Origin of the sequence: Micromonospora sp. NPDC048871, from assembly GCF_043198155.1 — a bacterium.
GTDB lineage: Bacteria > Actinomycetota > Actinomycetes > Mycobacteriales > Micromonosporaceae > Micromonospora.
On record NZ_JBICUM010000003.1, the window covers coordinates 181,830 to 206,282 of the forward strand.

Below are 24,453 nucleotides of genomic sequence, written 5' to 3' on the forward strand. Positions count from 1 at the left end.
CACCGGGCAGTTGTTAAGAAGGGGCCCTTCCTATACACGAGGCGTTAATAAGGTGCCCTTCCTTTCACAATGGCGGCGGCGATGCTGTTGACCCGGTCGGCGAGCAGGCCGAGGGCGCCGACGGCCCGGTCGACCGGGTCGTCGCCGGCACCGCCGAGGGCCCGGGTGCGTTGGAAGGCGCCCTTCACCTCGGCCCAGCGGGCGGCCTGCTCGGGGGTGAGCCGGCCGCGCAGCTCGGCGAGTTTGAGCAGGTTCGCCTCCGCGCCCGCGGCCAGGGTCTGCGCCTCGCCCAGGTAGTGGTCGTCGATCACCGCTTCCAACTCGTCGTCGGTGAGCACCGGGACGACCCGCTCGGCCAGCTTGTTCATGTTTCGGTACGACCCCTGGAGCTGGAACGGCGGCTCGGTGCGGGCGTCGTCGGACTGCGCCGCCGAGGCGATGTACGCCTGGTTGTTGGCCAGCACCACCTGCTGCACCCGCAGCAGTTTGCGCAGCACCGAGACGATCTGTTCCAACTCCACCGGCTGGTACGCATGCGACAGCTGATCGGGTCGTACGCTGTCGTCGCCCCGCGCCATCCGGACCAGCAGTTCCAGGTCGGCGCGTTCCCGTCCGGCCAGCGGCGCCAGCACCGGATTGGCGGTCAGCGAGTTCTCGATGTAGCTGAGCGCGAAGACCTCCTCCCGGCCGGAGAGCACATCGCCGAGGTTCCACACGTCGGCCCGGTTGGCGAGCATGTCCGGGATCCGGAACCGCTTGCCCGATTCGGTGTACGGGTTGCCGGCCATGCACACCGCGAACCGCTTGCCCCGCAGGTCGTAGGTGCGGGTCCGGCCGCCCCAGACCCCCTCCATCCGGCGCTGCCCGTCGCACAGGGAGATGAACTTCTGCAGCAGCTCCGGGTTGGTGTGCTGGATGTCGTCCAGGTAGAGCAGGACGTTGTTGCCCAACTCCAGGGCGAAGGAGATCTTCTCCACCTCCTGTCGGGCGGTGGCGTCCGGGGCCTCCGCCGGGTCCAGGGAGGTGACCTTCGTACCCAGGGCCGGCCCGTTGACCTTGACGAAGACCAGGCCGAGGCGGCTGGCCACGTACTCCATCAGGGTGGTCTTGCCGTAGCCGGGCGGGGAGATCAGCAGCAGCAGGCCGGACTGGTCGACCCGCTTGCCGTCGCCGGTGGCGCCGAGCTGCCGGGCCAGGTTGTCACCGATCAGCGGCAGGTACACCTCGTCGAGCAGCCGGTTGCGGACGAAGGCGTTCATCACCTTCGGCCGGTACTCCTCCAGCCGCAACCGGTCCCGCTCGGAGTCCACCAGGGCGTTGCGTCGCCGCTGGTAGTCCCGGTACGCCGGGATCAGGTCGGTGCGGAAGGCCCGGGTGCGGGCCAGCATCTCGTCCAGGCGTACCGCCAGGGTGGAGCCCTCGATCCGGGGGTGGGCCCCGAGCAGTCCGCCGACGGTCTCCGACATGGCGGCGGTGCTGTTCTCCCGGGGCAGGTCGGTGCCGCACAGCTCGACGGCGACCGCCTCCGGCAGGTCGTAGGCGGACAGGTCGCCGTCGTCGGTGGCGAGGAAGGCGGTCAGCCAGGCCTGCACCAACTGGTGGCGACCGGCCAGGTCACCGCCGAGGGCCCGCAGGTCCTCGTCGAACTCCCGGGAGGAGCGTGACTGGGTACCCCCCAGGGCCCGCCGGAACCGCTCCAGCATGGTCAGGGCCCCACTGCCGGTGACGAACCGCACCGGGGGTACGGACAGCTCCTCGAACAGGTACTCCCCGGCCAGGTTGGTCCCGCCCTCCGGTACGGGCAGCCCGGTCTCCCGCAGGAACCCCTCGATCGCGGTGGCCAGCTCGGCGCAGAGCCCGTCGGCGGCGTCTTGACCGTCGGGTCGACCGAACCGCTTGCGGGCCCGGGCCAGCGAGGCGGCCCGTGCCGTCCAGGCCGTCCGGGTCGACTCCTCGGTGCCGTACCGCCAGAACAGGCAGGCGGCGGCGCGGTCGGCGGGTGGGTAGCGCAGCAGTTCCGCCCCGGCGTGCAGGCGCAGCAGCACCCGCAGGATCTCGGCGGCGTCGTGGTCGTGCACACCGCGCTCGTACCCCTCGTCGTAGCGGGTCTCGGCGATCCGCTGGACCAGGTCCCGCAGGTCATCGCCGTCGACCGCCGCGGTGTGCAGGGCGTCCAGAGTCAGCCCGTCGCGGCCGGCCTCGGCGGCGGACAGGATGGTGGCGGCCAGGTGTTCCGCCCGGTACACCTGCGGCGACTCGGAAACCAGGAGCTGGTCCCAGAACCGCTGGGTCTGCTGGAACTCCTCGTCGCGCACCGGGGCCCGGTAGTCCGTGCCGGTCACCGCGACCGCCATCCGGCCCTCGTGCGGCACCACGGCCACATCGATGGGCTGGGTGTTCACTGCGAACCGGTGCCGACCCAGCCGGATGGTCTCGCCACCGTCGGCGTACAGGTCCAGCCGGTCGCGCAGGCCGCGCCCGGCCTCCTGGCGGGCGGCCCGGACCCGGCCGTCCAGCTCCTCGGCCCGCACCGCGTCGCCGAGGGTACGCAACTCCTCGACCACCGCACGCAGCTTGCCGACCATCGGATCGGCCGCGAAGTAGGTGTTGATCTCGTCCAGTGAGCCCAGGGTGCCGGCCCGCCGGTGCACACTGACCATGATCCGCTCGGCGGAGGCGACCAGCCGGTCGGCGCGGCGGGACCGCTCGTCCAGCAGGGCCTGCTTGCGGCTGGAGAAGGCCTCGTAGATGTCGGTACGCCGGGTGGCCAGTTCGGCCAGGAAGTCGTCGAACTCCCCGAACCGCGACTCCAGCTCCTCCACCCGCAGCAGCAGCCGACCCAGTTGCTCGTCGCAGCGTTCGGCCGTGTCGGCCGCCGCCAGCGCACCGGCCACCGCCTGCCCCAGCAGCGCGAACTCGGCCGCGAAACCGGCCCGCCCCTCCACGGCGGCCAGCTCACGACGGCGCTTGTCGAGCACCGCCCGCGCCCGGTTGACCGCCCCCAGCACCTCGCCGACCCGACCCAGAATGGCGGTACGGACGGTCGCGTCGGCGATGTCCAGCCCACCCACCACATCGGTGATGGTCTGGAGCCCTTCGGTGCGGGCGGCCAACTCCTCGCTGACCGTCCCGGCCTCGGCCACCGTGCCGATCTCGGCGGACCGGGCGGCCAGCCGGTCCACCTCCTGCTGGTAGCCGGTGAACGCCTCGTCCCGGCGGAGGAACTCCACCGCCCGGCGGCCGGCCACTGCCAGTTCCTCGTCCAGCCGCCCGGCCAGCTCGTCGATCCGGGCATGATCGACGTACCGCAGCTCGCGCAGGGTCTCCAGGTGTCCCCGGGCCCGCCGCAGGCCACCCAGTTGGGCCACCCAGTCGTCCGCGGTCAGCGGCGCCTCGCCCCGGGCCCGGCGGGCCAGCGAGGCGATCTGCTCGGCGCTGGCCTCCACCTCGACTCGGGCCTGCTCGGTGAGGGTACGAACCTTCTCGTGCTCCTCCAGCACGGCGGTGGCGGTCCGCCGCAGTCCGACCAACGGGGTGGCCAGGTCGCCGAGTTCCTCCTCGCCCAGCCAGTGGTAGTGGTCGCTGATCCGGCCACAGGCGGCGATCAGCGCCTCGTACACCTCGGCCGTGGCGGTGCCCTCGACCATCCGGGCCGCCGACAGCGAGTCGGAGATGCCCCGGACCAGGTCCGCGTTGCCGATCCGCTCCAGGGGCCCGGTGCCGGCCGGCTGCGCGGCGGCGTACGCGTCCGAGACGTACGGGGTCTGCCAGATCTGCATCGGGTGGACCCGGGTCGGCTCCTCGGAGACCGCCCGGAACACCACCAGGGTGCCGTCGTCGAACAGCGAGAACCCGTGACACGGGATCGGTGCGGCGACCTCCTTGCGGATCGCGTTGTACGGCAGCAGCAGCGAGCGCCCGTCGTCGCGGGCGTGGAAGACGTAGAGCACGTCCTCGCCGTTCGGCGAGCGCACCACCCGCTCGAACTCCAGGCCGGTGACCTCGGTGTCGAAGGTGCGGGTGACCCCGGTGGCCAGGTGGTAGCCGCCGGGGAAGATGATGCCGTGGTCCTCCGGCAGCCGTTGGCAGGCCACCCCGATGCCGTCCAGCCGGATGACCTCACGGCTGATGGTGTTGAAGACCAGGTGCCGCCACTGGGTCTCCTTGTACGGCCGCAGCCGCATCAGGATCAACGTGCCGACCCGCGCCCAGTGCACGTCGGCGTCGGCCAGGCTCTGCAACGGCTCGTCCACCGGCTCGCTGTAGATGCCCTCGCCGACCTCGGTGTTGTTCTCCACCTTGACGGTCAGGGTGCCGCCCACGGTCTCGACGAAGACCTCACCGTCGATGGAGATGTGCGGGTGCCGGCCGAGGACGTGGTCCTCGCGGGTGGTCTCGATCCACTCGAAGTCGTGGCTGGGCGGGAAGACGTGGTCCCGCTCCCCCCGGCTGTCCAGGTACTCCGGCACCCCGTCGACACCGACCTGCCAGCGCAGCACCCGGATGTCCTCGGTGCGCGGCCCGGTCTGGAACACCGCCAGCAGTCGGCCGTCCACCCGGCGCAGTTGCAGCAGCCGGGCCTGCCGGTAGTAGCGGTACAGCTCGGAGAAGTCGCGGACGAACTGCGGGTGGCGCAGCAGACCGGGCAGTTCGTCGTGACCGGCCTCGTCGAACCGGAAGGCCTCCGTCTCACCGGCCGACTCGCGGACGAACCGGTGCAGGGAGAAGACGTCGTCGACGCTCGTCTCCGGCTTGAGGCCGATGAAGACGTTGTAGCCGAACAGCATCAACCCGCCGACGGAGACGATGTCCCGGGGCACGCAGTTGTGCTCGGTACGGATCCGCTCGGTGCTCAGCAGCCGCAGTTCGGTGCTGCCGAAGACCTCCAGCCGCCGGGCGTTGAGCGCTTCGGCCCGCTGGGCCAACTCGGCGGCCTGGGCGGCCAGCCGCCTGCGCAGCACCTCGTAGCTGCCGTCGTCCAGCCCCGGGGAGCCGGTCGCGCCCTCCGCGTCCACGCTGCGGACGGCCGCCTCCGCTTCGCCGGGTCGGGTTCCCGGGGCCGGGCCGGTGGGGGGGGGGGGGGGCGCCCCCCCCCCCCCCCGCGGGGGGCGCGCACCCCCGCCCGCGGGCGGCGCCCCGGGGGGGGGGGGGGGGGGGGGGGGCGGGGGGGGGGGGGGGGGGGGGGGGGGGGGGGGGGGGGGGGGGGGGGGGCCCCCCCCCCCCCCCACCACCGGCGGTCGGCTCACTCACCGGCGCGCTGCCGCGAGCCGGTCAGGGCGGCGACCGGGGTCTCCGCCACGCCCAGCCGCTGCGCGGCCTTCAGCAACTCCTGGAGCTTGCCCTGGTCGGCGCCACCGGCGCGCATCTGCTGTGCCAGGAAGGCCGACAGGGTGAGGTTCTGCACGTCGGCGCTGTTCAGCGAGCCGACCATCCGGGCCAGGTCGTCGGTGAAGCTGGCGCTGCCGTCGAGCCACGGCTTGGTCAGGTTCTTCGCCACGTCCGAGTGGGCCACGAAACCGTCCACACTCTTGCCGAACGAGATCGAGCTGAGCAGCCGGTCGAAGAAGACGCTGTCCCCGCCGACGATGTCGATGTTCGCCTTCTCCAGGCCGGTGGCGACCAGCTTGGCCTGCGCCTCGGCGACCTGCCGTTGGGTGTCCAGCCCGGCGAGGCGGACCTCCTTCTCCAACTCCAGGCGCAGCCGGTACTCCTCGTGCTCTCGGGTGGCGTCGTCCAGCGCGGCCATCGCGGCGGCCTTCTCGGTGAGGCCCTCGGCCTCGCCCTTCAGCTTCTCGCGTACCGCGTCGGCGGCGGCCAGCAGCTTCTCCCGCTCCACCGCGACCTCCGCGCGGCCGACCTTCTCGATCGCCTCGGCGCTGCGCTCCTGCACCTGCACCTCGGCCAGGCCGGCCGCGGCGGTCTCGGCCTGGACGCCCTCGGCCAACCGGATCTTCGCCCGGGTCTCCAACTCGGCGGCCTGCTGCCGGGCCTCGGCCAGCACCAGTTGCTCGCGGGCCTTGTGCTTGGCGGCCGCCTCGGCTGCCTCCGCGGCCTTGATGTCCTTGACCAGGTTCTCCTGCGCCTCGGCCTCGGCCTGGATGATCACCGCCTGGCGGGTCCGCTCGGCCTCCTCGACCACCCGCAGCCGCTTGATGTTCTCCTCCTGCTCGGCCACGGTCTTCTCCACCGCGATCCGCTCCCGGACGACCTCGGCGATGGCCCGCTTCTCGGCCTCGACCTCCTTGTTCTTGGCGATCGTGCTCAGCTCGGTCTCCCGCTCCCGGCCGATGACCTCCAGCATGCGGTCCTTCTCGATCCGCTCGGTCTCGATGGCGATGACCCGCTCGCGGTTCTTCTCGGCCACCGCGATCTCGCGGGCCCGGTTCTCGTGCTGGATGCCCAACTGCTCGTCGGTACGGATGTTCGCGGTCTCGGCGCGCAGCCGCTCCTCGGCACGTACCCGGGTGACCTCGGCCTGCTCACGGGCCCGTACGGTCTCGATCTCGCGCTGCTGCTTGGCCTCGGCGTCCGCCTGCCGTCGCTCAAGCTCAAGGATCGCTTCCTTGGCGTCGACGTTCTGGCGGGTGATCTCCTTCTCCTCGCTGCGCCGGAACTCGTTGGTCCGGACGTTCTCCTGGGTGGTCAGCTCGGTGATCTTCCGGATGCCCTGGGCGTCCAGGATGTTCGCCGGGTCGAGCTGCGACATCGGCGTCTGCTCCAGGAAGTCGATCGCCGCGTCCTCCAGGCTGTACCCGTTGAGGTCGGTGCCGATCACCCGGATGATCTGGTCGCGGAACTCGTCACGCTTGGTGTAGAGGTCGACGAAGTCGAGCTGCTTACCTACCGTCTTGAGCGCCTCGGAGAACTTGGCGTTGAACAGCTCCTGCAGGGTCTCCCGGTCGCTGGCCCGCGCGGTGCCGATCGCCTGCGCCACCTTGATCACGTCTTCGACGGTCTTGTTGACCCGGACGAAGAAGGTGATCCGGATGTCGGCCCGGATGTTGTCGCGGCAGATCAGGCCCTCGTTGCCGGTCCGTTCGATGTCGATGGTCTTGACCGAGATGTCCATGATCTCGGCCTTGTGCAGGACGGGCATCACGACCGCGCCGGTGAAGGTCACATCGACCCGCCGGACCTTGGAGACGATCAGCGCCTTGCCCTGCTCGACCTTGCGGAACAACCGACTGACCATGAACACCACGCCGAGCGCGACGAGCAGGACGACGGCGAGGAGTATGCCGATTCCAGTGGTGATGACTTCCATGGTTGGGCGCGCGGGCGGTTGGCGGCCCGGCGGCAGCGGCCGGGCGAACGCCCGCGCATCCTCCTTTCGAGACGTCTCAGGGGCGGCGTGGGACGGGCCGGCGATCGGGGCGGCTGCCCCGGTCGGGGTGATCCGCAGGCAGGGCGGTTACACCGGGGCGGCTACGGGGCGGAATGTCTGAGTGGATCGAAGGCGGGACCGGCGGGCATGACCCAGAAGAACTCGCCCTCGGTGTCGTAGTCGTAGATCAGGGCGGAACTGCCCGCCGGCATCTTCTCCTCGCCCGGCTGCCGGACCTGCACCACCGCCGAGGAGCCGTCGGCCGCGGTCACCTCGGCCTGACCGAAGTCGGCCGTGACCGTGCCGGTACGCACCACACACAGGCTGCCGACGAAGGCGTGCCGGGTGGCGTCCGACTCGGTCGGGAAGAGGCGCTCCAGGGGGATGGCGACCAACCGGGTCACCAGCCACGCGCAGAACGCGGCGGCCAGCAGAACACCGATCGAGACCAGGATCCGGGTGCCCGAGCCGAAGCCCAGGCCGTCGAGGAGGGCGGTGCCGGCCAGGCTGACGAACCAGGCGACGGCGACGAGCAGGGAGAAGATGATGGCGCTGGGCACACCCCCCAGACCTAGGCCGGCGAGGAAGGCACCCGCCCCGCCGTCGACGTCCAGGTCGTCGCCCAGATCCAGCACGCCGGTCAACACCAGCAGCCAGTAGCCGACCACCACCACCAGCAGAAAGCTGAACAGTACGGTGGGAAAGCTGAGTGCCGCGCCGAGAAAACCGGTCACCGCGTCCTCCTCCCCGTGGTCGGCGGCTCGGACCGACCACGATGATCGTGACACGGTATGTCAATCTCCAGGGCGGCCGATCGACCCAATGCCACCGGCCGGATCGGGCGACATCAGCTGAGATTGGCCTGAATCAGTGCGTCGATCGTTGCGGATCGGACCTCGACCTGATCCGCGGTCACGGCCAGGAACAGCGAACTGCCGTCCGGCCGCCACGCCGTCAGGTACGCCGTCGAGGTCGCCGAGTCGTCCGTGGTCAGCACCTGAGCTCCACTAGGGACACTCACCTCGCGTGGCGTTCCGGGCAGCCCGGTCGGCGCGGTGAAGTCGTACACCGCGATCACCCGGGTCACCGGACCCCGGCCCTCGTACGCTGCCCGGACACCGGTCGGCACCAGCTGAGGTCGGGCCGACCGCAGCACCGCCTCGGTGGCATCCACCCGATCCAGGTAGGGCGGCAGTCCCCACAGATCGGGTGCGAAGGGGCTGGCGGAATCGGCCGGGCTGGCGGAGGTGGGCCCGGTCGGCGGTGCCTCGCTGCGCTCGGCCACCATGACCCCGAAGGTCCCGATGCCGACCACTGCGGACAGGGCCAGCCCCGCTCCCGCCGTCTGCACCCGACGACGCCGACGCAGCCGGGCGCGTACCCCCGGCAGGGGATCCGAGCCGGTCGGATAGTGGTCGGGGTCGGAGTCCCAGACCGCACGGAGGGCTTCCCGCACATCGCTCATCCCGCGACCTCCCGATCAGCGCCGACATGGGTGGGCAGCTCGGCGCGAATCGCGCCCAGGGCTCGATGACGCAGCGAACGGACCGTGGCCGGTCGCCGTCCGATGGCCTCGGCGATCGCCTCGTCACTCAGGTCGTCCAGGTACGACAACACGAGCACCACCCGCTGCAAGGGAGGAAGGTCGGCCAGCATCCGGCGGAGCTGGTCGTGGTCGTCGACCCGGCCCAGTCCCCCGTCGGCGACCAGGGGGCGGGCCGGTGGGGTCAGCCGGGCCCGGCGGACCAGGGTCCGCATCCAACTGATGTGCAGTCGGACCATGGTGGTCTTCGCGTACCCGAGTGGGTTGCCTTCGACCAGCAGGCGGTGCCACGCGCCGGCCATCCGCACGTAGGTCTCCTGGAGGAGGTCCTCGGCCTGGTCCGGGTCAGCGGCCACCGCACGCGCGTACCGGCGCAGCGCCGGCGTGGACTGGCGGACGAACATCTCGAACTCGTCGGCTTCCATCCCACCTCCCTCGCCACTAGTACGCCACCGGCACGGCGTTCTGTTGCACGCGGATCCGGTCGGCCGATCGAACCGATCGGCCGACCGGAGTGCTCACGGCAGCAGCGACGAGATCAGCACCGCCAGGGCGGCCAGGTAGGCGAGCAGCAGGGCCCGCTTGACCGCCGTGGACCGGTGATCCCACTCCAGGTTCCAGCCCCCGGAGTCGTCGAAGTGCAGGGCCGACATGGTCATCAGGGACCGGCCCAGGCCGAACCCGACCCCGGCGGCCAGGGCCGTCACCGGAGTGGCGAAGAGCAGCAGCAGCACCGCGGTCAGATAGGCCAGCCCGCTGGGCAGGTAGGTCCGCACCCCGGTGCCCATCTCCAGACCGAACTGGAAGGGCCCGGCGAACCGTCCCAGCCGGAAGACGCTCTCCGGCACCAGTCGCTGGTTCTCCGGCAGCGCGAAGCGCAGCACACCGAGTTCACGCAAGGTCACCAGCACGGCGGCGACCAGCACGATCCCGATCCGCACCGGCACCGGCAGGGGCGCCCGCACCAGAGAACCGACCAGCAGCAGGACCGCCGCGATGACGATTCCCCCGGCGACCAGCCCGAGGCAGAAGCAGAAAGCAGGAAAACCTCGCCAGACCGGCGAGCTCAGCACGGCGGCTGAGTTCTTGCTTCAAGTGGAGCCGCTGGTGGCGAACCCGGCCGTCAGGGCCAGGCCCGCCACCAGCGGCGTGGTGACCCACCACCCGGCGTACTCCAGACCCACTGCGGCCACGACCAGGGTCAACCCGACCACCCAGGCCATGCCGGTGAACGGATGCCAGAACCGCCGCCGCAGCACGGCACTTCTGCGTTCGAGCATGGTCAGTACCGGCAGATGGTGAAGTAGGTGTTGCTGGTGCCGCCGGCCGAGACCGTGGTGTTCCCGTCCGAGCACCGCCACCAGACCCCGTCGGGGGTGGTCCACCGCCACGCGTTCTTCTTCGTGGTCGTACCGCAGGCGTTCGACACCGGCTTGTAGTAGTAGACGACCGGGGCGTCCCGCACCGTGCCGGAGCGGTGCCAGCCGGAGGCGCAGTAGGTGCTGCCCCGGTACACGCCACCGAAGCAGGCACCCGCCCGGGAGGTGTACGCCCCGACGTTGTCCTTCTGCTCCGAGTAGCCGTTGGGGTACGCATCCTTGCAGTCGTTGCGGTCCCAACCGGTCAGGCCGCCGGGCCCGGTCTCGGCGTGGGCCGGGGAGGCGAACCGGGCGGTGGTGGAGGCCACGAACCCACCCACCGCGAAGGCGCTGAAGGCGATGCCGCGCAACACCGTACGGCGCTGCGGCTTCACCCGCAGTTCGGTCAGGGCCCGGCTGCGCGGCGCGTTGGGCGGGGCTACGGACAGGTCTGGAATCTGGTCGAGCGTCAACGCCATGACGAACTCCCCTCGCTGTGCACGATCTTCTTTCGCAACATGTCGAACTGCCGCTCGGCCGACCCGACATCGACCGGCAGGGCGAGATCGACCACCTGGCCGTCGGCTCGGACGGCCATCAACACCGGCGGGCTCAGATGGGCGATCTTCTGCCACTCGTCCCGGTCGGACACGACATCGAACTCCTGCCGGATCGGCGCCGGCCACTGCTCGACCTCCTCGTAGGTGAGCAGGACCGGGCGGACACCCGCCGCAGCGGACAGTTCCGCGAGCCGTGCCGTCACCGCACCGCACAGCGGGCAGCCGGTGTCCGAGGCGACGACGATGCGATCCGAGCCACCCGTCACGGTGGCACCCATCACCACGTCCGGCCCGGCGGAGGAATAGCTGACCTCGCGGACCACCAGCGCCCGGAGCATCCTGATCTCCCGCAGGAGGGCCCCGACCGCCAGGAACAGAATCAGGATGGCGGTCCAGTTCAGGATGGTCAGCGCCACCGACGGTGACATCAGCCGGCCGCCCAGGAAATGTTGATCTGCTCCAACCAGCTCAGCTTGTCGGCATCGGTCGCCTTGTCGTCGCCGTCGGCGAAGACCACCTCCGCCATGGCGGAGGGAAAACCGAGGGTGTACGTGTAGTCGGTCAACTGGGTGGCCGAGGCGACCCCGGGCAGGGGCGACCGCCACACCTCACCGAACTTAGTCCGGGCACCCTGATGGCGCGGCTGGTGACCGGCCGCGTGGCCGGGCCCCGGGATCGACAGCGAGCCCAGCCCTTCGGCGAAGATCGCGATGTGCTCGCTCATCGTGCCCAGCAGGGTCTCCCGTCTGGGCCGCAGCGCCATCCCACGAACCTGGTCGGCGATCTCCAGGCTGGAGAACAGCTCGACCAGCTTCTCCCGGCGCGGGGCCGGACCACCGAACACCGTCATCAGCTCGTGGTAGTCACCGATCAGGGTGGCTACCGAGGTGTGCTTGTCCAGCGACTCCGACACGACCACCTCGCGGCCGTGCACAACCAGGCGGTCGACCGGGTTCGCGGCCACCATGTAGGTGCACGCGAATTCGTGGTAACCGCGCGGTCCTATCTGGAATCCGCGCCCGTACGCCCCACTGGCGAAACGGACATGGGCCGCGACGCTGGTGACCCGGGGGAATTCGGCCAACTCGACATTTACCACCGCAGCGCTCGGTGCCACCAACTCAAGACTTTGAACGGGCACTTGATCTCCCTTCCTGGTGGTCAGACCGTAGCAACGGCACCAGGGAAAGCAATGTCCTGCACGGCATTTGGGGCAATGTCCTTATGCGACCAAAATCTTGGCCCGGCACGGCTTCGGGCTTTACCCCCCGGACCAATCCAAATCGCCGATTCAGGGCGTCGATTCTCGGTGGGTAGATCCCTTCGAAGCGACTAAACCTGATCTTGGAGTTCTGTGCGGCTTTGTCGCCCTCGGCTGAGGCCAAGACCACAGTGGAGTCAGAACAGTTCCGGCACCAGCCATCCGGCGGTGGCCGTCACGCCGGCGGCCAGCCACACTTCGAGACCGGGTCGGAGCACCGACTCGGCTTGGGATGCCGCTGCCGCCACGGCGACCGACCCGGCTGCGGCAGCGGCTGCCGCCGCGAAGATCAGCGCGCGGATCACCACCGGGAGGCCGGTGGATCGGGCACCCGCCAGGCAGCCGCAGGGAGTACCGGGGCGACGCCTTCGGAGCACCTCGGCGTAGCCCGCCAAGACGAGGTAGGTGCCCGCCAGCAGGGCGTACCCGGCGGCGGACAGGTGCGGGGCGAGCAGCACGACACCGAGGACCACCAGGGCCAGACCCACCTCGGTGGCGCCCAGCAGCCGGCCGGCCCAGGTTTGCATCACGGAGGGCAGCAGAGCCTGCCGGGCCAGCAGGGCCCGGACCCGCTGCGGGTGCACGGCATGACCGACCCCGGCCACGAGCAGCAGCAGGGCCCCACCCAGTGCCACCACGGTCACCAGCGTGGAGAACCCACTCACCGTGCCTCCTCGGTCCGGGCGGGCACCAGCACCACCGGTCCAGACGACATCGCCACCGCCCGTGGTGGCACCGGCGCTGGTCAGTGGGGGATGACGATGCCGCCTTCGATCGCGACGGCGGCGATGTCGGAGCGGTGATGCGAGCCTTCCAGGGTCACCTCGCGTACCAACTGGTAGGCCGCATCGCGCGCGGCGGCCAGGTTCTCGCCGGTGGCCGTACCGCAGAGGACCCGGCCCCCGGCGGAGAGCAAGGCGCCGTCGGGGTCCTGACGGGTGCCGGCGTGGATGATCCCGGGGCGGTCCGCCCCGGTGATCACGTCACCGGTACGCGGCTTGGCCGGGTAACCCTCGGCGGCGACCACCACGGTGACGGCGGCACCGGGACGCCAGCGCAGCGGCGGGTGCTCGGCCAGGGTGCCGGTGGCGGCGGCGTGCAGCAGCCCGGCCAGCGGAGTCTCCAGCAGAGCCAGCACCACCTGGGTCTCCGGGTCACCGAAGCGGGCGTTGAACTCGATCACCCGAGGGCCCTTGGCGGTGATCGCCAGCCCGACGTAGAGCAGACCGGCGAAGGGGGTGCCCCGGCGACGCATCTCGGTCAGGGTCGGGTACACCACGTCGCGCATGACCTCGTCGACCAGACCGGCCGGGGCCCAGGGCAGCGGAGCGTACGCCCCCATGCCCCCGGTGTTCGGGCCGGTGTCGCCGTCGCCGACCCGCTTGAAGTCCTGGGCCGGCAGCAGCGGCACGGCCGCGTCCCCGTCGGTCACCACGAACAGCGACACCTCAGGCCCGGCGAGGTACTCCTCGATCACCACCCGACCGCACTGCCGGGCGTGCTCCAGTGCCGCCGCCCGGTCCTCGGTGACGACGACCCCCTTGCCGGCGGCGAGCCCGTCGTTCTTCACCACGTACGGCGGGCCGAACTCGTCGAGCGCCCGGCCGACGCTCTGCTCCTCGGTGCAGGTGTAGGCCCGTGCGGTGGGGACTCCGGCGGCGGTCATCACGTCCTTGGCGAAGGTCTTCGACCCTTCCAGCCGGGCCGCCTCGCCGCTCGGGCCGAACACCGGGATGCCCTTGGCGCGTACCGCGTCGGCTACCCCGGCGACCAGCGGCGCCTCCGGCCCGATCACCACCAGGTCCGCGGCCACCTCGACGGCGAGCGCCGTGACGGCACCCGGATCGACGATGTCCACCGACCGCTGTTGGGCGACCTGCGCGATCCCGGGGTTACCCGGCGCACAGATCAACTCGGAAACGGACGCATCCTCGGCAAGCCGCAGCGCGAGCGCATGCTCCCGCCCGCCACCACCCAGCAACAAAACCCGCACGACCCGGAATCCTACCCACCCCCACCCCGACCCCTGTTGATCAAGAGGTTTACGTCTCAGATCCGGCTAACCGAGACCAAACCTTTCGATCAACACGGAAAGGGGAGAGGGGGTCAGGGAAGGAGGGGATGGCGGGTTACGTTTTCTTCGCGGCCGGGGCCTACGCCTACCACTGAGACCTTGGTGTTGCAGAGTTCCTCGATGCGGGCGATGTAGCGCCGGGCGTTCTCCGGGAGGTCTTCCTCGGTCCTGGCCTTGGTGATGTCCTCCGACCAGCCGTCGTGCTCCTCGTAGATCGGGGTGGCATGGTGGAAGTCGGTCTGGGTCATCGGCATGTCGTCGACCCGCTTGCCGTTGATCTCGTACCCGACGCAGATGGGGACCGTGGCCAGGCCGGTCAGCACGTCCAGCTTGGTGATCACCAGGTCGGTGACGCCGTTCAGGCGGCAGGCGTAGCGGGCGACCACGGCGTCGAACCAGCCGCAGCGACGTTCCCGGCCGGTGGTGGTGCCGTACTCGTGGCCGACCTTGCGCAGGTGGGCGCCGTTGTCGTCGAACAGTTCGGTCGGGAAGGGGCCCGAGCCGACCCGGGTGGTGTACGCCTTGCTCACCGCGATCACCTTCGTGATGGCGGTCGGCGGGATGCCCGCGCCCACACACGCCCCGCCGGCCGTCGGGTTCGACGAGGTGACGAAGGGGTAGGTGCCGTGGTCCATGTCGAGCATGGTGGCCTGGGCACCCTCCAGCAGGACGGTGTCGCCCCGGTCCAGGGCGTCCCAGAGCATCGACCGGGTCTCCGCGATGTACGGCCGCAGCCGCTCCGCGTACTCCAGGTACTCCTCGATGGTGGCGTCCAGGTCGATGCCCTTGCGGTTGTAGACCTTGAACATCACCTGGTTCTTCTCGCGCAGCGCGAGTTCCAGCTTCTTGCGCAGGATGCCCGGGTCGAGCAGGTCCTGCACCCGGATGCCCATCCGGGCGACCTTGTCGCCGTACGCGGGGCCGATGCCCCGGCCGGTGGTGCCGATGCGGGAGCTGCCCAGGTAGCGCTCCACCACCCGGTCCAGCGCCCGGTGGTGCGGCATGATCAGGTGTGCGTCGCCGGAGATCCGGAGCCGGGAGACGTCGACGCCCCGCTCGGCCAGCCCGTCGATCTCGCTGAGCAGCACCTTCGGGTCGACCACCACACCGTTGCCGATGACGATCACGGCGTTCGGGGAGAGTGCCCCCGAGGGCATGAGGTGCAGGGCGTACTTCTGGCCGTCCGGGGTGATCACCGTGTGGCCTGCGTTGTTGCCGCCCGAGTAACGGACGACGTAGTCGACCCGCTCACCCAGCTGGTCGGTAACCTTGCCCTTGCCCTCGTCGCCCCACTGAGCGCCGAGGAGCACGATCGCTGGCATCTTCTCGCCTCCAGAAGGCTCGGGTGCCAGATGGCGACCGGTCAGCGAGCCCGGGGTGTCAGGTTAACAAGTAGTGACGGCACGACCGGCAGGGGTCGCGCGATAAGCAGGAGGAGCTACCCGTGTACGACGTGGTGCTGCTCACACTGGGCTCGGAGCGGGACGCTCCCGGAGCTGGGTGCGGCAGCGGCGAAGCCTGCTGTGGCGGTGCGGTGACGGCGGCTGCCAAGGACCGTGAGGAGCGTTGCGAGACCCCCCGCGTACCCGTGTTGGCCTGTGCGGACGCGCTGACCGCCCGGGGTGCCCGGGTCGAGACGGTGACGGCCCGGTCGGACGCGGAGATCGACGAGGTGCTGGCCCGGCTCGACGGCCCGGCCCGGCCCGACGGCCTCACCTGGCCGGATCCGGACTCCAAGACCCGCCTGGTGGTGGCCGTCGCCGGTGACGCACAGTTGCGCGCCGTGCTGCGCCGACTGGTCCGGCGGTACGCCCCACCCCCCAGCCGTCGCCCGGCGGACCTGGCCGGCAACCGGACCGTGCCGGACCTGCCGCCGATCGGCGTACTGCCGCTGGACCCGGCCCGCAGCACCACCCACCGTGACCTGGCCGCGCAGCTCGGCCTGCCGCGCGACCCGGCGGGGGTGGCCGCCGCGGTACTCGACGGCACCCCCCGGCGGCTCGATCTGCTGCGCAACGACGGCGGCTCGGTCACCCTGGACGGCGCCCTGCTCGGGGCGGCCAGTGAGGACGGGCGACCCCTGCACTGGCGCGGCCGGGTCGAGGTCGACGACGCCGTCCTGTCCAACGGCGACGATCCCCTGCTGGCCTGCGTGATCGGCAACGCAGGGGGCTACGCCCGGCTCGACGAGGTAACCCTGCTGGCCGACCCGGATCCGACCGACGGGCTGGTCGAGGTGGCGGTGGCCGTACCGGTGGTCACCCGGTCCCGGCTGGGCCGTCGGCGGGTACGCCTGGAGGTACGCCGGGCACGTGGCCGGGCCGCCTCCGTGCTGCCCCGCGACGATGCCGCACTGCCCTACCTGGACGACGGTGTGCAGGCTGAGTTGACCCGTAAGCGGTCCTGGTGGACCGAGCCGGGGGCCTGGGCGGTCTGGACCGCCTGACCGCGTCCCGCACCGGCGGCCGAGATCGGCCGGTGGGCCTATCCTCGGCTGGAGGAATGGGGAGGAACCGTGGTGGACGAGAACGCCGACCGGGTGCCCGCGCCCGGCCAGCATGGGGTGCCGGAACGGGACATCGAACCACTCTGGCCACCGGACCAGATCGACGGCTTCGGCGCGTCCGGATGGGATCCACCGCCGCCCGCCGCCACACCACCCGGTGTCCGCCCGACCACACCACCCGGCGTACATCCGGCCACGCCGCCCGGCGTACACCCGGTGCCCTCGGCCACCCAGCCGGGGGTGCCGGGCGGGTACCCGAACGCCGTACCCCCCTCGCCGGCCGATTACCCCTCGCTGACCGGCGGGCCGGTCGCCAGCGGTTGGGCACCGGCCACGGCCAACCAACCGGATCCGGGGGTGCCCGCCGGTCCGGACTTCGCCGCGTCGGGCAGCGCATGGGGGTCGGACACGGACAGCGCCGGCACCACCGCCGGATCGGGCAGCGCTTGGGGTCCAGGGGCTGAGGGCAGCGCTTGGGGGCCGGGGGCGGACAGTGCCGGCACCGCCGCCGCGTCGGGGCGGGCCGTGGTGCCCGTCGGGCCTCAGCCGGAGGCCGGTCAGGTCGACCTGAACCTGCCGTTCACCCTCGACCCGCCGACCGCCCTTACCCCGAACCGGGAGGGTGCGGCGTCCACGGCCAACGACAACGCGGACCCGGCTCACCCGGACTCCGCGCCGGAGACCGCTCCGGACGGCGGCGAGCCGACACCGGCCCGACCGACGGCGGAGTCCCCCTGGGCGCAACCACCGCAGCGGTCCGGTGCCGCCACCCCGCCGGAGACCGGCGAGCGGGGGGTGGCCTCCGCGGTCACACCACGCCCCACCTGGGCCGGACGGGCCCAGCCGCTGCCGCCGATTCCCACCGCCCCCTTCTCCGGCGCCGCGATACCCCCGCAGCCCGGCCCGGCGGTACCCCCACAGCCCGGCCCGCATCAGCCCCTCACCCCGGCACACCCGCACGGTGACCCCTCGGCCCACCAGGGCGGCGACTCCTCGGCCCAGCAGGGCGGCTATGCCGTGGCACCGCAGCACGGTGAGCAGGGACGGCACGCGACCTCGGCGCAGCACGGCGACCCGGAGGCCGTCGAGTCGCCCGTACTCCAGCCAGGGCCGCCTCTGACGGCCACCGCCCAGGTGCCGCCCTTCACGGCCGCAGCGCAGGTGCCAGCGCCCTCGGCCGACGGTAGGACGCCCGTCGCGCCCCCTCCCGGGCCGGCCGCACCCCAGGTCGGGCCGGGAGCACCTCAGGTCGGGCCGGCGTATGCGACCCCGCCCGGTCCCTTCCCACCACAACCGGCCTGGCAGCCGGCGTCCTGGCAGCAGCAGGGCCCGCCGGCGGCCACCGCGCCGTATCAGCCGGTGGAGACCGCCTCCCGGACCCCTCCCGGGTACGCCGACCAGGGTTGGACCCAGGAGACCGGCGGGGCACCCACCGCGGAGGACTTCGCCCGGCGGCGGCAGGTACGCCCCACCGAACCGGTGGCGACCATCGGGCTCCGCGCGGTGGTCAACAAGACCGGCCTGGTGAAGCTGCCACCGGGTCGGCACGAGCTGGAACTCAAGCGGGACATCGAGATGGTGCGGCGCAACTTCGGTGGGCTGCGTCAGGTCACCGTGGTCAACCCCAAGGGTGGGGCCGGCAAGACGGTGGCCATCCTGCTGCTCGCCATGACCTTCGGGCAGAAGCGTGGCGGTTACGTGCTGGCCTGGGACAACAACGAGACCCAGGGCACCCTGGGGATGCGGGCCCAGCAGGACTTCCACTCCCGTACGGTGCGGGACCTGCTGCGTGATCTGGGGCAGTTCCACGGGGCGCACGGCCGGGTCGGGGACCTGTCGCAGTACGTCCGCTCGCAGGGCGAGGGCATGTTCGACGTGCTGGCCTCGGACGAGTCCGCTACCGGTGGCGAGATGCTCACCGCCGCGGCCTTCGGTGAGATCCGCGAGGTGGTCAGCCGGTTCTACAAGTTGATCTTCGTGGACACCGGCAACAACGTCCGGGCGCAGAACTGGCAGGCGGCGATGGACGCCACCGATCAACTGGTGGTCACCATGTCGGCCCGTAACGACTCGGCCGAGACCGCCGCCCGGATGCTCGACCATCTGGAGCAGAGCGGACGGCAACGGCTGGTCCGGCAGGCGGTGACGGTGGTCTCGATGCCGCCCTCGCGCAAGGAGATCGACCTGCCGGCCATCCAGGAGCACTTCGCCGCGCGCACCCGGGCGGTGCTGCTGGCCCCGTACGAGCGGCTCATCGACACCGGCGAACCCATCCGGTACGCCGGACTCTCCGCGGCCACCCGAGACGCCTGGCTAAAGATCGCCGCAGCGGTCGCCGAGGGCCTGTAGACCCGGGCGGGGAGCGGCGCGCTCGATCCGGGATCGAGTGGCTTCCAGAGCGCGGGAGACCACTCGATCCGAGATCGAGCGCGATCATGCCTGGCGGCGTCAGCGTCGCAGCGCGGCCAGGTGGGTCAGTTGCTGGCCAGGGCGTCGGCTGCGGCCGGGTCGCAGTCGCGGAGGAACTGGGCACAGCGGGCCGCCTCGTCGGCCTCGCCGATCTCGTCCGCAGCCCGGGACAGCACGTACAGGCACCGCAGGAAGCCCCGGTTCGGCTTGTGCGACCAGGGCACCGGACCGTGCCCCTTCCAGCCGTTGCGGCGCAGCTGGTCCAGGCCACGGTGGTAGCCGGTACGGGCGTACGCGTACGCCGTGACGGCCTGGTCCTCGGCGAAGGCCCGGGTGGCCAGTGCCGCCCAGGCGGCGCTGTGGTTCGGGAACCGGCCCGCCGCGGCGGTGTACGCCTCGTCGCTGCCGGCCTGCTCCGCCGCCGCCAGGGCGGCGTCGGCCTCCTCGTGGGCGGGCAGGAGGGTGGCGGGTGGCTCAGGTAGGAGGTTCTGCATCGCCCCATTCAACCCGCTTCGCGCGAGGGTGTGCGAGCGGGTCCGGCAGGCGCGCCGACCGATCGGCCCACAGGCCCCGGTCAGGCCGCCGGAATCCGGGCCGGGGCCGCTCGGCGCGGGTTGAACCGGCCGGGCAGGATGACCGGGTGCCGACCCCACCCCCCGCGGACGTCATCGAGCCGCACACCTGGACGAACGAGATTCAGACCCGGGCCGAATTCGATCGGCGGCTGGCCGGCGGAAGCCTGGTCGGGCTGACCATTCAAGGGCTTCGGCTGGATCTGGCGCCGGTCCCCGACTTCACCTCCGTCGAGGTGGCCGGGACCCTCTTCGTCGGCTGCCGCTTCGCCTCCCGACAGGTCGGCGCCGACCTGGTCCGGCGCGGCGCCAACGTGGTGCCCCCCTTCTCCGGGCTGCCCTACCCGACCCAGCCGCCGCACCTCTACACCCCGGAGGAGCTGGCCGCCGGCTTCGCCGAGGGCGGCTACCAGGCGATGTACGACAACCGGGTGTACGCGCACTTCCGGGACCACGGCGGGGCCCTGCCCGACGTGCGGGAGGCCCTCAGCCAGCGGCTGCACGACCACGGGGTGGACAACGCCCTGGCCGACGCCACCCGCGCCTGGCTGACCGCGCACGGGCCGCAGTCGGTGGTGGGGGTGATGGGCGGGCACGCGGTACGCCGGGGCAGCCGGTCGTACCGGATGGCCGCGGTGCTCGGCCGGGAGCTGGCGCGGGCTCAGCGGCTGGTGGTCACCGGTGGGGGGCCGGGGGTGATGGAGGCCGCCAACCTGGGCGCCTACCTGTCGACCCGCCCGGCCGAGGACCTGACCGCCGCCATCGACCTGCTGGCCACCGCCCCCGACTACACCGACCACGACCGGTACACGGCGGCGGCCCTTCGGGTCCGGGAACTGTACGGCCGGTCAGTCACCCCACCACCGGAGGGCACCGATCCGCTGACGGCGTACCGGGCCGACTCGACCGAGCTGGCCACCGGTGACCTGGACTGGGCCCACTGCGGCGGGCTGGCCGTTCCCACCTGGCTCTACGGCCACGAACCGGCGAACCTGTTCGCCGGGCGGATCGCCAAGTACTTCTCGAACGCCATCCGGGAGGACACCATCCTGCGGCTGGCCCGAGGCGGAATCGTCTTCGCCCCCGGCCGGGCCGGCACGGTGCAGGAGGTGTTCCAGGCGGCTACCAAGACCTACTACGGCACCGACGGGGCCAGTGGGGCGTACGTCTTCCTGGACCGCACCTACTGGACGGAGGAACTGCCGGTGGAGGCCCTGCTGCGCCCGCTGCTGGCCGGCTCCCCGTTCGGTGACCTGTCCGGCACGGTGCACCTGACCGACGACGCCCACGAGGCCGTCCGGCTCCTGCTGCGGTAAGGAAGGGCACCTTATTAACGCCTCCGGTAGAGGAAGGGCCCCCTATTAACAAAGCGACGGCGGCCAGGGGCTCCGGGAGGGAGTCTGGCCGCCGTCGTCACGACGTCAGTGCGTCACTTGGTCATCGTGGTACCGGTCGAGCGCAGGTGCTCGCAGGCCTCCGCCACCCGGGCGGCCATGCCGGCCTCGGCGGCCTTGCCCCACACCCGCGGGTCGTACATCTTCTTGTTGCCGACCTCGCCGTCGACCTTGAGTACGCCGTCGTAGTTGCGGAACATGTGGTCGGCGACCGGGCGGGAGAAGGTGTACTGGGTGTCGGTGTCGATGTTCATCTTCACCACGCCGTAGTCCAGGGCCTCGCGGATCTCCGACAGCAGCGAGCCGGAGCCACCGTGGAAGACCAGGCTGAGCGGCTTCTCCTTGCCGTACTTGGCGCCGACCGCCTCCTGGATGTGCTTGAGCACCTCGGGGCGGAGCTTGACGTTGCCCGGCTTGTAGACCCCGTGCACGTTGCCGAAGGTCAGCGCCGCCATGTAGCGGCCCTTCTCGCCCAGGCCGAGCGCCTCGACCATGGCCAGGCCGTCCTCGACGGTGGTGTAGAGCTTGTCGTTGATGGCGTTCTCGACACCGTCCTCCTCGCCGCCGACGACGCCGACCTCGATCTCCAGGACGATCTTGCCCTTGGCTGCCTCGGCGAGCAGCTGCTCGGCGATCTCCAGGTTCTCCGCCACCGGCACGGCCGAGCCGTCCCACATGTGCGACTGGAACAGCGGCTCCTGGCCGGCCTTCACCCGCTCCTGGGAGATGGCCATCAGCGGCCGGACGAACTTGTCCAGCTTGTCCTTGGGGCAGTGGTCGGTGTGCAGGGCGATGTTGACCGGGTACTTCTTGGCCACCTCGTGCGCGTACGCGGCGAACGCCACCGCGCCGGTGACCATGTCCTTGATCGAGGGGCCGGAGAGGTACTCGGCGCCACCGGTGGAGACCTGGATGATGCCGTCGCTCTCCGCGTCGGCGAAGCCCTTGAGCGCCGCGTTGAGCGTCTGCGAGGACGTCACGTTGATCGCCGGGTACGCGTACCGGCCCGCCTTGGCGCGGTCCAGCATCTCGGCGTAAGCCTCGGGGGAAGCGATGGGCATGTCGAACGCTCCTTACTTGCCGCTGTCGGCCGTGCGGCCGCTGTTCTCCTTGCGTGCCGGTTTACGGCGCCTGAATCCAATGGGCACGCCGGACCGCGCTGTCCTCCGCGGGAAGTATCCCGTAGCTCACACAGCCGGGCACAACCGGGCCAGCGCGCCGGGGGTTCACCGTCGATCCATCGAGTCCGGCACGATGACACTGATCAGCCAGGTGACCACGGCCATCACGATGGCGCCCCAGAAGGCCGCCCAGAAGCCCCGGACATGGAACGGCAGGTCCAGCGACCCCGCTATCCAGTCGGTCAGCAGGAACAGCAGAGCATTGACCACCAGGGCGAACAGGCCGAGAGTCGCCAGGTAGAAGACACAGCCCACCACCTTGATGACCGGCTTGAGCACCGCGTTGATCACCCCGAAGATCAACGCCACGATGATCAGGGTGAAGGCGGTGTCGGAGAACCTGCGTCCGGTCACCTCGACCCCGGGCACGATCAACGTGGTGACCCACAGTGCGACCGCGGTCGTCGCCAGTCGGATGAGGAAGCCCACGACAACATCCTGGCACCGGGTAGCCGCCGGCGGGCCGGTTCGGCCCGACTGACCTGCGAGTACGGCGTACCCTCACGCGCCCGGCAGGTCGGTTCCCAGCGAGGTGCCGACTCAGCCCGTACGGTGGGTGGGAACTGTCCACCGATTACCCGGAGGCATCGAATGGGTCAGCCCGAAGAGGACTTCGCCCCCGGCGACCACCTCGGCCCGGAGGAGCGCGACCTGGAGGCTGAGCCGGCCGACGCCATCGAGCAGGCCGCCGTCATCGACCCCGCGCACGGTGAAGAGGAACCGCACCGCGGCTTCGAGGTCGACGACTGGGACGCGATGGAGCAGGCCCGGGTGGTCGCCGCCGACGAGGAGGACTACCGCTGACCCGAGAATCGGGGCGACGCAAGATCGATCGAGCTGACACCATGGGCCGGTGCTGCTGACCCTGACCACCACCCACCGGCCGGCGACCGACCTCGGTCACCTGCTGGTCAAGCATCCCGGTCGTACGCACGCCTTCGACCTGCCGGTCGGTACCGCGCACGTCTTCTATCCGCAGGCCGACGATGCACGCTGCACGGCCGCCCTCCTGCTTGAGGTCGACCCCACGAAGCTGGCCGCCGCGCGGGGCAGGGGTCGTGGGCGGCAGCCGACCACCACCCCGGCAGACTTCACCCTCGGGCGGTACGTCAACGACCGGCCGTACGCCGCGTCCAGCCTGCTCGCCTCCGCCCTGTCGCGGGTGTACCGGTCGGCCCTGCGGGGCGACTCCCGGGAACGCCCGGAGTTGGCCGCCACCCCCATTCCGCTGGAAGTCCGGGTGCCCGTGCTGCGCTGCCGGGGTGGCGCCGAGGTCGCCGCCCGGTTGTTCACTCCGCTAGGCTGGCAGGTCACGGCCACCCCCATCGCCTTGGACGAGGGGCACCCGCAGTGGGGTGACAGCCCGTACCTCGACCTCACCCTCACCGGCACCCTGCGGGTGGCCGAGGCCCTGCACCACCTGTACGTCATGCTGCCCGTGCTGGACGACGCGAAGCACTACTGGGTGACGCCGGACGAGGTGGACAAGCTGCTGCGGGTGGGTGCCGGTTGGCTGGCCGACCACCCGGAGCGCGCCTTGATCGTGCGCCGCTACCTGGCCCACCGGCGGGCGCTGGCCGCCCAGGCCCTGGAACGGCTGGCCGCACAGTGCCCCACGGACGAGCCGGGCGGCGAGGAGGAGGCGACCGACCAGCCGACCCCCCGGGCCTCCCTGGCCGCCCAGCGACGCGAGGCGGTGCACGCCGCGCTGGTCGAGGCCGGTGCCCAGCGGGTACTGGATCTGGGGTGTGGTTCCGGTGCCCTGCTGGCCACCCTGATCGGAGACCGCCGGTTCACCGAGATCGTCGGCACGGACGTCTCGACCCGGGCCCTGGACCTGGCCGCTCGTCGGCTGCGCCTAGACCGGCTCCCCGAGCGGCAACGCAACCGGGTCACCCTGCACCAGTCCGCCCTGACCTACCGGGACGAGCGGCTGCGCGGGTACGACGCCGCCGTGTTGATGGAGGTCGTCGAGCACCTCGATCCGCCCCGGCTGCCGGCGTTGGAGGACACCGTCTTCGGTCACGCCCGACCGACCACGGTCGTGGTGACCACCCCCAACGTGGAGTACAACCTCCGGTACGAGGGTCTGTCCGCGGGCGGCTTCCGGCACGGCGACCACCGCTTCGAGTGGACCCGTACGGAGTTCGCCGGGTGGGTGGACCGGGTCTGCACGACCTACGGCTACTCGGCGGTCGTACGCGGGATCGGCGAGGTGGACCCCGGGCTGGGGGCGCCGACCCAACTGGCCGTGTTCACCCGGACCTGAGT

At 71.3% G+C, this 24,453-nt stretch carries 21 protein-coding genes; 5 read left to right on the forward strand and 16 right to left on the reverse strand.

The window, feature by feature from the left end; genetic code table 11:
- Window positions 1-44: 44 nt before the first annotated feature.
- The 13 genes from ACGFIK_RS09785 to ACGFIK_RS09845 all read right to left on the reverse strand — a co-directional run bounded on the left by ACGFIK_RS09785 (window position 45) and on the right by ACGFIK_RS09845 (window position 15,442).
- Window positions 45-5,015 carry a DNA repair ATPase gene (locus tag ACGFIK_RS09785; protein ID WP_393338754.1) on the reverse strand — a complete coding sequence of 1,657 codons (4,971 nt, stop codon included), beginning with the start codon at window positions 5,013-5,015 and terminating at the stop codon, window positions 45-47.
- Window positions 5,016-5,242: 227 nt separating this feature from the next.
- Window positions 5,243-7,264, reverse strand: coding sequence for a flotillin family protein (locus ACGFIK_RS09790; RefSeq protein ID WP_327023381.1), 2,022 nt, complete (start codon window positions 7,262-7,264; stop codon window positions 5,243-5,245).
- Window positions 7,265-7,425: 161 nt separating this feature from the next.
- Window positions 7,426-8,058 (reverse strand): hypothetical protein, encoded by a 633-nt coding sequence (locus tag ACGFIK_RS09795; protein ID WP_327023382.1) that lies wholly within the window; start codon window positions 8,056-8,058, stop codon window positions 7,426-7,428.
- Between the two features lie 113 nt (window positions 8,059-8,171).
- Window positions 8,172-8,789, reverse strand: a complete 618-nt coding sequence (locus ACGFIK_RS09800) for a hypothetical protein (RefSeq protein ID WP_393338757.1) — start codon at window positions 8,787-8,789, stop codon at window positions 8,172-8,174.
- Window positions 8,786-9,292 carry a SigE family RNA polymerase sigma factor gene (locus ACGFIK_RS09805; RefSeq protein ID WP_327023384.1) on the reverse strand — a complete coding sequence of 169 codons (507 nt, stop codon included), beginning with the start codon at window positions 9,290-9,292 and terminating at the stop codon, window positions 8,786-8,788. Before ACGFIK_RS09805 ends, ACGFIK_RS09800 begins: the two co-directional genes overlap by 4 nt.
- 93 nt (window positions 9,293-9,385) lie before the next feature.
- Complete coding sequence (locus ACGFIK_RS09810; protein WP_327023385.1) at window positions 9,386-9,940, reverse strand: hypothetical protein; 555 nt, start codon at window positions 9,938-9,940, stop codon at window positions 9,386-9,388.
- 18 nt (window positions 9,941-9,958) lie between these two features.
- Window positions 9,959-10,147: a hypothetical protein gene (locus ACGFIK_RS09815; protein ID WP_327023386.1), complete on the reverse strand. Its 189-nt coding sequence runs from the start codon at window positions 10,145-10,147 to the stop codon at window positions 9,959-9,961.
- Between the two features lie 2 nt (window positions 10,148-10,149).
- A complete protein-coding gene (locus ACGFIK_RS09820) occupies window positions 10,150-10,704 on the reverse strand; it encodes a hypothetical protein (protein WP_327023387.1) in 555 nt (184 codons plus the stop codon).
- The gene (locus ACGFIK_RS09825; RefSeq protein ID WP_327023388.1) at window positions 10,695-11,213 is read right to left on the reverse strand and encodes a hypothetical protein; all 519 of its coding nucleotides are present in this window, start codon (window positions 11,211-11,213) and stop codon (window positions 10,695-10,697) included. The genes ACGFIK_RS09820 and ACGFIK_RS09825 overlap by 10 nt, the downstream gene beginning before the upstream one ends.
- Window positions 11,213-11,926 (reverse strand): hypothetical protein, encoded by a 714-nt coding sequence (locus ACGFIK_RS09830; protein ID WP_327023389.1) that lies wholly within the window; start codon window positions 11,924-11,926, stop codon window positions 11,213-11,215. Before ACGFIK_RS09830 ends, ACGFIK_RS09825 begins: the two co-directional genes overlap by 1 nt.
- Before the next feature lie 257 nt (window positions 11,927-12,183).
- Window positions 12,184-12,711 carry a MauE/DoxX family redox-associated membrane protein gene (locus ACGFIK_RS09835; protein WP_327023390.1) on the reverse strand — a complete coding sequence of 176 codons (528 nt, stop codon included), beginning with the start codon at window positions 12,709-12,711 and terminating at the stop codon, window positions 12,184-12,186.
- Between the two features lie 80 nt (window positions 12,712-12,791).
- A complete protein-coding gene (gene purD, locus ACGFIK_RS09840; RefSeq protein ID WP_327023391.1) occupies window positions 12,792-14,039 on the reverse strand; it encodes a phosphoribosylamine--glycine ligase in 1,248 nt (415 codons plus the stop codon).
- Between the two features lie 113 nt (window positions 14,040-14,152).
- Window positions 14,153-15,442, reverse strand: a complete 1,290-nt coding sequence (locus ACGFIK_RS09845) for an adenylosuccinate synthase (protein WP_327023392.1) — start codon at window positions 15,440-15,442, stop codon at window positions 14,153-14,155.
- A 122-nt stretch (window positions 15,443-15,564) separates the two neighbouring features.
- On the opposite strand from ACGFIK_RS09845, the gene ACGFIK_RS09850 reads away from it, so the two are divergent.
- Complete coding sequence (locus ACGFIK_RS09850) at window positions 15,565-16,566, forward strand: hypothetical protein (RefSeq protein WP_327023393.1); 1,002 nt, start codon at window positions 15,565-15,567, stop codon at window positions 16,564-16,566.
- Window positions 16,567-16,983: 417 nt separating this feature from the next.
- On the forward strand, window positions 16,984-18,975 hold the full coding sequence (locus tag ACGFIK_RS09855) for a chromosome partitioning protein (protein WP_393338993.1): 1,992 nt from the start codon (window positions 16,984-16,986) through the stop codon (window positions 18,973-18,975).
- 125 nt (window positions 18,976-19,100) lie between these two features.
- Here the strand turns inward: ACGFIK_RS09855 and ACGFIK_RS09860 are convergent, their stop codons facing one another.
- Window positions 19,101-19,529 (reverse strand): DUF3151 domain-containing protein, encoded by a 429-nt coding sequence (locus tag ACGFIK_RS09860; RefSeq protein ID WP_327023395.1) that lies wholly within the window; start codon window positions 19,527-19,529, stop codon window positions 19,101-19,103.
- Between the two features lie 146 nt (window positions 19,530-19,675).
- On the opposite strand from ACGFIK_RS09860, the gene ACGFIK_RS09865 reads away from it, so the two are divergent.
- Window positions 19,676-20,923: a hypothetical protein gene (locus tag ACGFIK_RS09865; RefSeq protein ID WP_327023396.1), complete on the forward strand. Its 1,248-nt coding sequence runs from the start codon at window positions 19,676-19,678 to the stop codon at window positions 20,921-20,923.
- Window positions 20,924-21,036: 113 nt separating this feature from the next.
- Here ACGFIK_RS09865 and fbaA read toward each other — a convergent pair whose 3' ends face one another.
- Together fbaA and ACGFIK_RS09875 are read right to left on the reverse strand one after the other, a co-directional pair.
- Window positions 21,037-22,062, reverse strand: a complete 1,026-nt coding sequence (gene fbaA / locus ACGFIK_RS09870) for a class II fructose-bisphosphate aldolase (RefSeq protein ID WP_203221708.1) — start codon at window positions 22,060-22,062, stop codon at window positions 21,037-21,039.
- A 165-nt stretch (window positions 22,063-22,227) separates the two neighbouring features.
- Entirely contained in the window at window positions 22,228-22,611 is a 384-nt protein-coding gene (locus tag ACGFIK_RS09875; protein ID WP_327023397.1) for a phage holin family protein, read from the reverse strand.
- Between the two features lie 162 nt (window positions 22,612-22,773).
- Between ACGFIK_RS09875 and ACGFIK_RS09880 the strand changes: the two genes are divergently transcribed.
- Both ACGFIK_RS09880 and ACGFIK_RS09885 read left to right on the forward strand, forming a co-directional pair.
- Window positions 22,774-22,986 carry a hypothetical protein gene (locus tag ACGFIK_RS09880; RefSeq protein ID WP_327023398.1) on the forward strand — a complete coding sequence of 71 codons (213 nt, stop codon included), beginning with the start codon at window positions 22,774-22,776 and terminating at the stop codon, window positions 22,984-22,986.
- A 49-nt stretch (window positions 22,987-23,035) separates the two neighbouring features.
- Window positions 23,036-24,451 (forward strand): 3' terminal RNA ribose 2'-O-methyltransferase Hen1, encoded by a 1,416-nt coding sequence (locus ACGFIK_RS09885; protein WP_327023399.1) that lies wholly within the window; start codon window positions 23,036-23,038, stop codon window positions 24,449-24,451.
- The last annotated feature ends 2 nt before the right edge of the window (window positions 24,452-24,453 follow it).